The organism is Aquimarina algicola, assembly GCF_006443095.1.
Taxonomy (GTDB): domain Bacteria; phylum Bacteroidota; class Bacteroidia; order Flavobacteriales; family Flavobacteriaceae; genus Aquimarina; species Aquimarina algicola.
This window is the reverse complement of the sequence record NZ_VFWZ01000004.1, coordinates 235,300-247,557: the sequence shown is the minus strand read 5'-3', so window position 1 is coordinate 247,557 and position 12,258 is coordinate 235,300. Positions and strand designations below refer to the sequence as shown.

The window sequence follows — 12,258 nt, the reverse complement described above, 5'->3', positions numbered from 1 at the left end:
ATGCTTACCGTTTTTACTTGGTAATAATTAAAGAGATTTCTTAAAAATTAAATAAGTATTATATTTTATTTATTTACTCGAATGTAGAAATAAGAATATCCAGTATTGTAATGGCAGCATCGCTGATTTTGGTCCCTGGGCCAAAGATAGCAACAGCACCGGATTCGAATAAATGCTCATAATCATCAGGAGGGATTACACCACCTACAATAACCATAATATCTTCTCTATTATACTTTTTTAATTCTGCTACAATCTGTGGCACAAGGGTTTTGTGTCCTCCTGCTAGTGAGGAAACCCCGACAATGTGTACATCATTTTCTACTGCTTGTTTTGCAGCTTCTATAGGTGTTTGGAACAAAGGACCGATATCTACATCAAATCCAACATCGGCATAACTAGTCGCTACTACTTTTGCACCTCTATCATGACCATCTTGCCCCATTTTGGCAATCATTATTCTTGGTCTTCGTCCTTCTAAATCTGCAAATTGATTAGCTAACTCTCTCGCTTTATTAAAGGATTGATCGTCTTTTATTTCTTTTGCATACACCCCTGTAAATGATTTTATTTCTGCTTTATATCTACCAAATTCTTTTTCTAAAGCATCACTAATTTCTCCTAAAGTAGCTCTTAATCTCGCCGCTTCTACAGCTAGATGTAATAGATTTTGATCATTCTTTGCTGCAGTAGTTAAGTTTTGTAAGGCTTTTTCTACTGCATTATTGTCTCTATTAGCTTTTACGTTTTTGAGCGCTTCTATCTGTTGATTTCTTACCGCTTGATTATCTACTTTTAGAGTAGCAATGGCTTCTTCTTCTTCAAGTTTGAACTTGTTTACACCAATAATTACGTCTTGCTCACTATCTATTCTTGCTTGTTTTCTCGCAGCAGCTTCTTCAATTCGCATTTTGGGTATCCCGGCTTCTATAGCTTTGGTCATTCCTCCAAGCTCTTCTACTTCCTCAATTAGTTTCCAGGCTTTTTGAGCAATATCATTGGTTAAAGATTCTACATAATAACTTCCTGCCCAGGGATCTACTGTTCTTGTGATCTGTGTTTCTTCTTGTAAATATATTTGTGTATTTCTTGCAATCCTTGCCGAAAAGTCTGTAGGCAAGGCAATTGCTTCATCTAATGCGTTGGTATGTAGGCTTTGTGTACCTCCAAATGCTGCGGCACTAGCTTCAATACATGTACGAGCTACATTATTAAATGGGTCTTGTGCGGTAAGACTCCATCCACTGGTTTGGCAGTGCGTTCTTAGCATTAATGATTTTGGATTTTTAGGATCAAATCGCTTGATTAATTTTGCCCATAACATTCTGGCAGCACGCATTTTTGCGATTTCCATGAAGTGGTTCATACCAATTGCCCAGAAAAAAGAGAGTCTTGGTGCAAAAGTATCAACGTCCATTCCTGCTTCAATTCCTTTTCTTACATATTCTAACCCATCTGCAAGTGTGTATGCTAACTCGATATCACAAGTTGCGCCTGCTTCCTGCATATGATAGCCAGAAATACTAATAGGATTAAATTTGGGCATATTTTGTGAGCAGTATTCAAATATATCTCCTATAATTCTCATAGAAGGGGTAGGAGGGTAGACATAGGTATTACGAACCATAAATTCCTTTAAAATATCATTTTGTATGGTTCCTGATAATAGTTTTTTGTCTACGCCTTGTTCTTCTGCGGCAATAATATAAAAAGCCATGATAGGTAAAACGGCTCCATTCATCGTCATTGATACAGACATTTTATCAAGTGGAATCTGATCAAATAAGATTTTCATATCTTCAACAGTATCAATAGCCACTCCAGCCATACCAACATCTCCAAATACGCGTTCGTGATCACTATCATAACCTCTATGTGTTGCTAGATCAAATGCTACAGATAATCCTTTTTGTCCTGCAGCAAGATTTCTTCGATAAAAAGCATTGCTTTCTTCTGCTGTAGAAAAACCTGCATATTGACGTATTGTCCAAGGTCTTCTTACATACATTGTAGAGTATGGACCTCTTAAATAAGGAGGAATTCCTGCCGAAAAATTTAAATGTTCTAAATGTTCTATATCAGAAATATCATAATTTGACTTAATGTCAATTCCTTCTGAGGTTGTATGTTTAGAAACTACTCTTTGTTTATTATGGGTAGTGCTTGTAAGCTTTAAATGCTGTATGTTTTTTCTAGTCATTATTCAAAAGCCTCGTTTTGAGGTTGTCTAATTTAATAAGACTATAAAATTAAGGTTTTATAGATAATTTTTATCAAAAAAAATGGTAAAGAGCCTTTTTTTTGAGAAACTCGTAAAATTATTTAAATGCTTTTTCGATAACCATTAATATTGAATAATAAATATCGAAAGCTATAAAGTTTTTTACCTGTAGTGTAGAGAACTCTTTATCAGTAAGGTAATAGATTTTTTGAGATATTAAAGATGTGCTAACATTACCATCGTTTTCGAGATTATTGATGATGTCTTTAAAGTCTTCACTACTACTTGTGTTTTTGAGGCATTGTATAAAACCTCCTCTGTAGTTGAAAATGAGAACTTCTTTTTCATCTTTTTTTATTGAAGGATCTGTATAAGACTTTTTTACAATATCCTGACTTTCGTATTCACTTAGTTTTATCCAGAGAGACTTTTTATCACTAGCTATTTGTTTAAATTTTCTGGTTAACTGTATTGAATTGTCTGAAGGTAATTTTCTTAGATCAAGTGATAAACTTGCTACCTCTGCCAAGAACGTACGATACGTTTTGGTAGAATCATTACCAAAATTGTAGTATTTAAAAAGATCTTTTTCAAAAGAATTAAAGGCTTTGTTTATGATACCGGTATCATCTATAGTAAGACAACTATTACCTGATTGCGAATAGTTTACTTTAAAAAATAGCAGTAATATACTAGCTATAATTCTAGATCTAATCTTTAGGGGCATTGATTTAGATTTAGTAGAGTTAATGTATAAGCTAAAAATTTATTATTAAGTTATAAAGTTAGCAATAAATTACGAATATTAACGTTTTATTAATATTTTTTTCTCTATTTCCTCGCTTAATCTTCTCTTTAATATGGGTTCAAGCAATGTTTTTCTACTCTTTTTTTGGGGAAATACAGTTTTTTGCAGCTCAGGGAAATGCTCGTTTGGATTTTGATATACGTTAGAACCTGTTAAAATAATTTTACCCTCATCAAACAACTCTTGTTCTTTTTCTGCACTTTCTTTTATTTTTTTCTGAATTGTACCTGCTTTCAGTTGTGCTAGAAATCCACCTCCTTCTTCTATATTTTTAAAAAGTGATAATGCTTTTTCTGCGATTTGAGAAGTTATATGTTCTATATAATAAGTTCCAGAAGCGGGGTTGTCTACAATATCAAAATAACTTTCATTTTTAAGTAATAAAAGTTGATTTAAAGAAATTCTTGTGCCAAATTCATTTTCATGATGGTATATATCATCATAAGGTACATTTTGAATTAGATCTGCTCCTCCCAAAACGGCACTCATACACTCTGTAGTAGTTCTTAGCATATTTACATTATAGTCTAAAATAGTTTTGTTTCTATGAGACGGATATGCCAGGATATAACAATCAGAAAACATTGTATACTCTGAGGCTAGCGTATGCCATAGTAGTCTTAGTGCTCTCAATTTTGCTATTTCAAAGAAATAATTGCTTCCTACCGCAACTTTAAACAATATCATTTTGTTTTTATCAGAAGAATCACCTTTATCAAAATGATTCAGATATTCATTGGCATGTGCTAATCCATAAGCAAGTTGTTGCACAATATTAGCACCAGAATTCTGATAGAGACTTATATCTACACTTATAGCAGTTTTTAAACTATTGTTTTGATTGATTTCTGATACAACTTCAAAATCATTTTTAAGGTTTGTATACCAGTTACCCGTTGCAGCAAGATGATTAATAATATCGCAAACCAGATAAATACTTAAGTTTTTAGCTTCAGCTATTTGATTGATTTTTGAACAATAAGGAGCGGATAAAAATTGTGTTTCTATAAGGATAGTTATCGATTTAGGAATCTCGTTTAAAAGTTCTTCAGGATCAATTTCTGTATTGTCTATAATAAGATGAACACTTTCGGCTCCTTTTTTGATTGCTGCTACTATGTTTTGATTTCCAGAAGAAGCATTATCTATATCTATTTTTATAGAGTTGAGCCATGATGAAGGATGTTCGACATTATTTTGTATTTCTTCTATATCTTCTTTATGATAAAAGGGCTTAATATCAATTCCTTCTAGTGATTTATAAATTAAAGTTTCGTTGTAATCTGCACCTTTTAGATCAACTTGTATTTTTTGTTTCCATTGTTGCGCAGAAACTTCATCAAAACTATCAAATAAAGGTTTAGTCATTGTTTTTGTTTTTGGTCACACTATCTTCATATTCAATGATATAAATTTCCTCATTATCTCGCTTCATAAAATATTCTTCTCGTGCAAATTTTTCTAATTCACCACTATCTTTTAGTGTTTTAATATTTTTCTGATCTTTTACAATTTCTTTGATATAGTACTCTTTATTCTCTTCTAGTTCTTGGATTTCTTGATCGAGTTCTCGATGAATTAACCATGAATTGGTATCCAAAAATAGCATCCAGATTACAAAAAGCAGTATAATAAGCACATATTTATTTAAAAATATAGCAAATATCGGGATTAGTGCCGGTTTGTTTTTTAATTTATTAAAATAATCCTTTAGCTTCAATTTGATTGATAATGATATTTGTAAAGGTACAAAAGTTAATTCAAGCGTTCTTTGACAATAGTGCGTACAATATCGATAGCGACATTATTATAATTATTGTTAGGAATGATCAGATCAGCATATTCTTTGGTTGGATCAATGAATTGCTGATGCATAGGTTTTAAAGTGGTTTGGTATCGATCTAATACTTCATTGAGATCACGACCTCGTTCTGCAATATCTCTTTTTAACCTGCGTATTAAACGTTCATCACTGTCGGCATGTACATAAATTTTAATATCAAACATTTCCCTGATTTTGGGATTGGTTAAAATTAAAATTCCTTCTACAATAATTACTTTGCTTGGTTTGGTAGAAATGGTTTCTCCTGTTCGATTATGTTCTACAAATGAATATACAGGTTGCTCTATGGTTTTTCCTTGTTTTAATTCTGTAAGATGATTACATAGTAATTCAAAATCTATGGATTGTGGATGATCAAAGTTGATTTGTACTCGCTCCTCATACGTCAAATGACTTGTATCTTTATAATAAGAGTCTTGTGAGATTACACAAACTTCATTTTCTGGTAATTCGTTTACAATTTGATTTACAACTGTGGTTTTACCGCAACCTGTTCCTCCTGCTATACCTATAATGAGCATTTTGTTTTTTTGGCAAATGTAAAGATTGTTTTTGAGTTTTTGAAGCTGTTATTTTGTGAAATAAATTAATTTTTTCGTGTATATTTCATGTTATTTGGAGCAACAGGCCATTTAGATTTTTCTTTAAAATCGTATTGTAGTGCCCTAGAAATCATTTGTTTTATGTGATCTCCGCTGTGTATACCAACAATATGTAATGCTGCATCTATACCTGAAGTTATCCCGGAAGAAGTTATAAATTTTCCTTCATCAACAAACCTCACATTCTTTAGTAACATGATTTTTGAATACTTTTTTGAAAAATCATCTGCAACAAAGTAATGAGTAGTTGCTTTCTTATGATCTAATGCTTTTGTTTCAGCAAGTAAATATGATCCCGTGCAAATCGATATGGTTTTGGTGTCTTTTTGATTATTCCAATGTGTTATAAATTTGGTATAAATATTATTGTCGACTAAATTATTTATAACAGGCATACTTGCGCCCGGAATTACCAAGTAATCAGCATCTGGCATGTTATCGATGGTGTAATCTGGTTTTATTTTAATGATTTTGTTTTCTGTAGAAATTATTGATGTATCTAATGCTACAGTAAAAATTTCATAATTGCCTTTTGTAAGCTTTTTTGCTTTTGAAAAAACTTCTATTGGACCTGCAACATCTTGAAGCACTATGTCTTGATAAACAAGTACCGCAATTTTGTTTACTTTATTAATATTATTATCCAATTCAATTATTGAATCCATCATTTTTTTATGATTATTTTCTTGAGCAATACTTACTGTAGCTAGTAATAAAAAGAAAATAAGAAGTTTGATCTTCATGATTATTGATCTTTAGTTTTTATTAATATCAGATCTATGTTTATTTAAATAATGCTATTGTATAATCAAATAATTCTGACCCGCCGGATTTTCCGTGTCCAGGGATCACAATAGTTGTTTCTTGATATTTTGACTTAACTTTTTGTACTGTTTTTGACCATTCATTAACATTTGCATCTCCCAAATACCCTTTTCCAGCGCCGTTGGTTTTGATTAAACATCCGCCAAATATGATATTATCTTTAGGAAAAACACCAATAATATTGTCTGTTGTATGGCCTTCTCCAAAATATTCTGCATATACTTTTTGATCTCCAATAGCAATTTTAAGTTTTTTATTAAATGTTTTTATAGATTTAGGTAGCTCTTGTTCTTTATTGTTTAATAATTCTACCGTTTTTTTTTCAACATAAGATTGAATATTGTGTTTTTCGAATTCTTCTATTCCTCCGATGCAATCATTATGAAAATGAGTAGGGATTAGCGCTTTTATTTGTGCTTTTGAGTCATTAATCACGAATTGTATTAATTCTAATGAGCTTTGATTGTCGGTTGGCGTATCAAAAATAATGGCTTCGGCTTGATGAATAACAAGCATTCCATTACAAGGGACTTTTCCAAAATCATCAGTATTCAAAAAAGAGACATGTTGATATACATGATCAGATAGCTTTTTGATTATTAGATTTTTTGTTCGATAAACAATAGCACTATCTTTTACTTTTGGCTTATGAGTATGATTATGTGTTTGTGATGATATTGTAGAAGGGGATAGTACTAGTCCTAAAAACAAAGGAATCAAATATTTGATCATGAATTTTACTTTTAAAAAAGACTTTTTGAATTTTGCCTCCTTTTTATTGCTTCTTCTTAATTTGAAAATGATAGCAAACGATTTTTATATTCTAAAAGAATTTATTTCAACTGCTACGATTGATTTAAAGTATTTCTTATGCTTTCATAAAATTTACTCTTATCAGCATTATCGGGTAAGCCTGCTACTTGACCGTCTCCAAGTTCTATAATAATCCACTCTCCGTTTTTCTTTTGTGCAATATCCATTGTAAAAAAAATACTTTGAATACTTTGGGCTATTTCAATAAAACTATCAAGTTTTAGAATGGTTTCTTCATATTCTCCTTCATCCCAATAATTAAAAGTTGCTATTACCTTTTTGTTAGCGAAAAATACACGATATTCTTTAGTTAAAGGCATTTTACTCTTTGAATGTTCTGTTAAAAATTCAAGTTCTTCAAATTCACGAAATACCAACCCTTCATTTAGTGAATCCCCTCTTAATTCAATAAACTTGTCTACTACAGCTTTTACTTTATCATGATCAGAAGCATTTGGAATAAAACAGGCATCTTCCCAATTGTGTTTTTCAGATTTTACAAAATCCTTGACGATTATTGGTTTTTTACCAAATTCGATGGCTAATTGAAATATGTTCTCATCGTTGAGCTGAGTTGTCCAATTTGACTTTGGAGTTTTAGATTTTATTATATCATAAGAAGAGGGTAGATAGTGACAATGTTTGTATTCTGTAGGATTGTTAATCAGTTTAATATTCTTTTTTAAAAGGCCGTCATAAAGATTTTGATATTGTATTGGGGTTAGCATCCATCCTCTATAAATACCAAGCTCTCTGGTCTCTGCTGCTTTTACATACTTCAAAGCTGTTGCTACATTTTCATCGATCAATGCTTCAAAACTGATTAATGAGAAATGAAAACCTTCAGCAATGGCAGATTGCTTTTCTTCTTCATAATCAGGTTCTATAGTTTTGTGATCAAACACACTATCACAATATATAATTCGTATCATTGGTTTTGGTTTTTGATCCATTGATCAAGCATATTTATGAATAATTCTCGATCAGGATGACCTCCAAAGATAGAAAATCCTCTATCAAAAATTTCAACTTCAAAATCTCGTTGTAGTACATACACATCATTCAGGCTTTGAGAAATATACATGAAACTTATAAAAAAGATCATAAATCCAATCCAAAATACTTTAGCTACTGTATTCGAGATGTTGATTTTTTGGTTTTTAGATAAAAAGTATGTGATGAGTAAGCAGATAGTAAAATAACAAATAAAATTTAAGAACATTTCTGTGACGAAATATTGTGTTGAGAGTGAAGTATGAAACCCTCTGCATTTATGAATAAAAGGAAATCCAAAGAGAAATTCGTCTGTACCGTCTATGACAGCACCATACTGCCACATAGAGACGATATTAAATAAAAGTATCGTTAGAGGAAGTGTAATTTTGAAAATCAATTTTTTCATTTCCGATTTAGAATACATTTTAGTGTTGAATATACTAAAAATATGAGGAGTGAAAAGTGATACGTAGTAGTTGCTTTTCCCAGTAGTTTATAATGTAAGGCACATTCGGTTCATACCTCTTAATTCTTCTTTAAAATGAGTTACTTCTAATCTGGTTTTGCTGTGAAATTGAAACCCTAATTTCTCATAAAAAGCAATTGCATTTGTATTTGTGTCGATCACACAGAGAAAAAAAGCTTTCTTACCCTTATGTTTTATTTTGGTTATGATTTTATTCATTACTGTCTTTCCTATCCCCATTCCACTGTATTTTGGCAAAATGTATATTTTTTCTAACTCACAATTGTCTAAATCTGATAATTTGTTGGATGAGGTGTAGTTAATTTTTAAAAACCCAATGTTTTCATCATTCTTGGTAATAAAATAGTATTCGACATTATCGTTTTTTAATTCAGAATGTAATCGTTGAGTGCCAAACTCATGTTCCAGATATAATTCTAAACCATTTTTGGTCCAATGATCAGCAAATACTTGAGAATATGCTTTTGTACAGATCTCCTGTAATTCAGAAATATTATTAATAGTCGCTCTTAGTAATTTCATTAAGTATTATTTATGTGTAGATATATTCATAATCTAAAAGTTTAACTATATTATTGTAATTAATTTTCATTTCTAGTTTTACTCATTTAGATATAAATATAATTTTTTCTCACATTTTTATGATGATGATTTTTAAACGATATAAAATCTTAAAATAAAAGAGGGGATTCTTAAATCAACAAACTTCATTCTTGAATCGATGAAATGCATTCTTACTTTATCGATCCTTATTCTTAGATCGACGAAGTGTATTTTCAGGTTATCGAACTTTGTTTTTGAGCCATCGAGGTGTATTCTTGGGTCAACGATCTCTGTTTCTGTATTGTTGAAGTGTATTCTTGCTTCATCGTTCCTTATTTTTAAATCGACGAAGTGTATTCTTAGATCATCTAACTTTGCTTTTAGAATACTGAGGTGTATGTTTTTTATATAGCTCTAACTAAGCAGGGTAATACACTACACCCGAGGAAGAATCTTTTTGGGCTCCTGTAACCGATTGCAAGCAATTAGTTTCATTTATTTCTTTTAACACGCCCATAAAGGCAAAAACCATAGCTTCTTTAAAATCTATGATATCATCATCGGGGACTATTATTTTGGCTTTTTGTTGTAGTTTATGTTGTAATACTTCTATCAAGAATGTATTTTTTGCACCTCCGCCGGTTGCTAGAATTGTACTTTGTTGTGATCTTGTTTTGGTAATTACAGTACTGATTTGCTCGGTGATATGATGAATGGCAGTGTGTAAAAGGTTTTCTACCGAATCTTCAGAATTTTCAATAATAGGAATCACTTGATCCAAAAACCACTCATACCCCAGCGATTTTGGATAGGGTAGTGTATAATATGACAAACGATTTAATTGCATTACTATTTCTTGATTCAGACTCCCTGAACGTGCTATTTTTCCACCTTCGTCATAATTGAGATCAATTTTTGCGCAGATATAGTTAAGTAACATATTTACAGGAGCGATATCATAAGCGATTCGTTCTCCTTCGGCATCAAAAGAAATATTACTGATACCTCCCAGATTAAGGCAAAAATCGTAACTACCAAATAGTAATTTGTCTCCAATAGGAACTAGTGGCGCACCTTGTCCACCTAAAGCCACATCGTTGGTTCTAAAATCACAGATCACTTTTTGCTGGCAAGTATTTGCCAAATGTTGCCCTGATCCGATTTGATATGTCAGTCCAATCTGTGGTTGATGATATACCGTATGCCCATGACTGGCTATAAAATCTACCGAGATATGATGTCGAGCGATAAATGTTTTAACTTGTTGCCCTAACCAAATACCATACTCATTGTGAAAAGCTAATAATGAAACAGCATCGAGATCAACAGTATGTTTTAGTTTTGTTTTGAATATTTCGTTGTATTCAATACTTTCTTTTTTGAGTATAGTAAAGTTCCATGAATTGTGTTCTTTGTAAAAATGACAATACGCAATGTCTAACCCATCTAAAGAAGTACCGGACATAAGTCCTATCACGTTATATTCTTGTATATCTTTCATATCATATTCTTATTAAGAGAGGTCAGATTTTATATTTTAAAGCTTTTAATCATTATCATAAGGTAACAGGTAGGCTTCCAACGGCTTTAAAACCACCTAAAAAATGTTGAGTAGCGATGTGTTGAAATGATAAAAAATCCTGATACATAAGGATGATATTATTTATATGTTGATGTTGGAACACTTGCGTAGCATACGGATTACCAAATATATATATCAGTACATTCTTTTTTTGACTTAATCTTTCTATTGTATCTATGTCTTCTGAATTTATACCGAAGCTATCTTTAGGTTTTATAGCGGGTGGAAACAGAGCTATGAGCACTTGATTTGCAGAAACTTCTACCTCAGAATTAATAGTTTTGAAGGTTACATGTTTTGAGATTTCATCAAAAAAATGACATTGTTTTCTGTTTCCGATCATTATAGCATCAAAGGGTGCTAATAGGAAGTTTTTAAAACTGTTTTCATCATATTTATACGCGGTTAAGGCAGCTTTTGCAATATCTAGATTGAGTGATTCAGCTTTTTGCGAATCTATTTTTGATGGCAAAGCAGCTTTTGTAAACGCCTTCTTTTTTAATTCAGAAACTCGCTTGTAACTTTTTTCTATCTGTGCATCTGATGCATTTTTTTCTATAGTGCGAATTCCTTCTTCTACATGTTCTGAAAAGCATAGAATATCATTACCGGCATAAAATGCTTGCCATTCCAGATGTCCTTTTTGAGGATATAATTTAGAAACACTATGCATATTGAGCGCATCAGAAATAACAACACCTTTATATCCTAGTTCTTCACGCAAAATATCTTTTATAATTGTTGAAGATAATGTAGCCGGAATATTTTTTCCTTCTGTTAAAGCAGGAATTGCCAAATGACCGATCATAATACTATCAATATCATGTGCAATCGCTGTACGAAAAGGATATAATTCCTGCTGATCGATATCTTCTCTTGATTTTGAGAGTACAGGTAATCCAAGATGCGAGTCTACAAGTGTGTCCCCATGCCCGGGAAAATGCTTAAAACACCCTAAAACTCCTGAATCTTTTAAACCTTTGTAATAAGAAATAGCACAGCTGACGACATGTTCTTTATCCTCTCCAAAAGAGCGATAACCAATTACAGGATTATTAGGATTTGTATTGGTATCGGCAACCGGAGCTAAATTGAAATGAATACCAATAGAAGCAAGATCTTGCCCAATATATTGTCCTACTTTGTAGATAAGCTCTTCTTGATGTTTGGGTAATGCTCCCAGTGTAATGGCATATGGATATTGAGGGGTGTTTTCTACTCGCATCGCCAATCCCCATTCTGCATCGATACTCATTAATAATGGAGTAGTTGCAATGCTTTGATAGTGTTGAATCAACTCAGAAAGGCGATGTAAACTATCTTTGTTAATGATTACTTTTTGTTTTCCTTCAAAATTAGTAGCAGCACTGGCTCTGCTGTGAAAAAAAGTGAGTCCTCCGATATAATGATTTGTAATTAATTCTTCTACCTTCTTTATTTCTTGATCAGAATCATTAATAAAAGCAGCCGGAAAAAATAACTGCCCTATCTTTTCAGTTTTAGAAATATTGTGTGTTTCCTTATCCCAAGCCATATTG

At 31.9% G+C, this 12,258-nt stretch carries 12 protein-coding genes; all 12 read right to left on the bottom strand.

Translation table 11 applies throughout. The annotated features are described in order from the left end of the window. Window positions 1-73: 73 nt before the first annotated feature. The 12 genes from scpA to FHK87_RS14680 all read right to left on the bottom strand — a co-directional run bounded on the left by scpA (window position 74) and on the right by FHK87_RS14680 (window position 12,254). Window positions 74-2,200, bottom strand: a complete 2,127-nt coding sequence (gene scpA / locus FHK87_RS14735) for a methylmalonyl-CoA mutase (protein ID WP_140594394.1) — start codon at window positions 2,198-2,200, stop codon at window positions 74-76. Between the two features lie 118 nt (window positions 2,201-2,318). After that, the gene (locus FHK87_RS14730; RefSeq protein WP_140594392.1) at window positions 2,319-2,948 is read right to left on the bottom strand and encodes a hypothetical protein; all 630 of its coding nucleotides are present in this window, start codon (window positions 2,946-2,948) and stop codon (window positions 2,319-2,321) included. 78 nt (window positions 2,949-3,026) lie between these two features. Further along, window positions 3,027-4,397 (bottom strand): methylmalonyl-CoA mutase subunit beta, encoded by a 1,371-nt coding sequence (locus FHK87_RS14725; RefSeq protein WP_140594389.1) that lies wholly within the window; start codon window positions 4,395-4,397, stop codon window positions 3,027-3,029. Continuing rightward, window positions 4,390-4,668: an FtsB family cell division protein gene (locus FHK87_RS14720; RefSeq protein ID WP_226294260.1), complete on the bottom strand. Its 279-nt coding sequence runs from the start codon at window positions 4,666-4,668 to the stop codon at window positions 4,390-4,392. Before FHK87_RS14720 ends, FHK87_RS14725 begins: the two co-directional genes overlap by 8 nt. A gap of 116 nt (window positions 4,669-4,784) precedes the next feature. Continuing rightward, window positions 4,785-5,393, bottom strand: a complete 609-nt coding sequence (gene udk / locus FHK87_RS14715; RefSeq protein ID WP_140594387.1) for a uridine kinase — start codon at window positions 5,391-5,393, stop codon at window positions 4,785-4,787. A gap of 65 nt (window positions 5,394-5,458) precedes the next feature. Next, window positions 5,459-6,217 (bottom strand): DJ-1/PfpI family protein, encoded by a 759-nt coding sequence (locus FHK87_RS14710; RefSeq protein WP_140594385.1) that lies wholly within the window; start codon window positions 6,215-6,217, stop codon window positions 5,459-5,461. 40 nt (window positions 6,218-6,257) lie between these two features. Then, window positions 6,258-7,031, bottom strand: coding sequence for a subclass B1 metallo-beta-lactamase (gene bla, locus FHK87_RS14705; protein WP_140594383.1), 774 nt, complete (start codon window positions 7,029-7,031; stop codon window positions 6,258-6,260). A gap of 113 nt (window positions 7,032-7,144) precedes the next feature. After that, window positions 7,145-8,044 (bottom strand): ATP-grasp domain-containing protein, encoded by a 900-nt coding sequence (locus tag FHK87_RS14700; RefSeq protein ID WP_226294259.1) that lies wholly within the window; start codon window positions 8,042-8,044, stop codon window positions 7,145-7,147. Then, window positions 8,041-8,514, bottom strand: a complete 474-nt coding sequence (locus tag FHK87_RS14695; protein ID WP_140594381.1) for a hypothetical protein — start codon at window positions 8,512-8,514, stop codon at window positions 8,041-8,043. Before FHK87_RS14695 ends, FHK87_RS14700 begins: the two co-directional genes overlap by 4 nt. Window positions 8,515-8,601: 87 nt before the next feature. Then, window positions 8,602-9,117, bottom strand: coding sequence for a GNAT family N-acetyltransferase (locus tag FHK87_RS14690; protein ID WP_140594379.1), 516 nt, complete (start codon window positions 9,115-9,117; stop codon window positions 8,602-8,604). Between the two features lie 439 nt (window positions 9,118-9,556). Then, window positions 9,557-10,639 carry an anhydro-N-acetylmuramic acid kinase gene (locus tag FHK87_RS14685; RefSeq protein WP_317133548.1) on the bottom strand — a complete coding sequence of 361 codons (1,083 nt, stop codon included), beginning with the start codon at window positions 10,637-10,639 and terminating at the stop codon, window positions 9,557-9,559. Between the two features lie 55 nt (window positions 10,640-10,694). Continuing rightward, entirely contained in the window at window positions 10,695-12,254 is a 1,560-nt protein-coding gene (locus tag FHK87_RS14680; RefSeq protein WP_226294258.1) for a glycoside hydrolase family 3 protein, read from the bottom strand. Window positions 12,255-12,258: the final 4 nt, after the last annotated feature.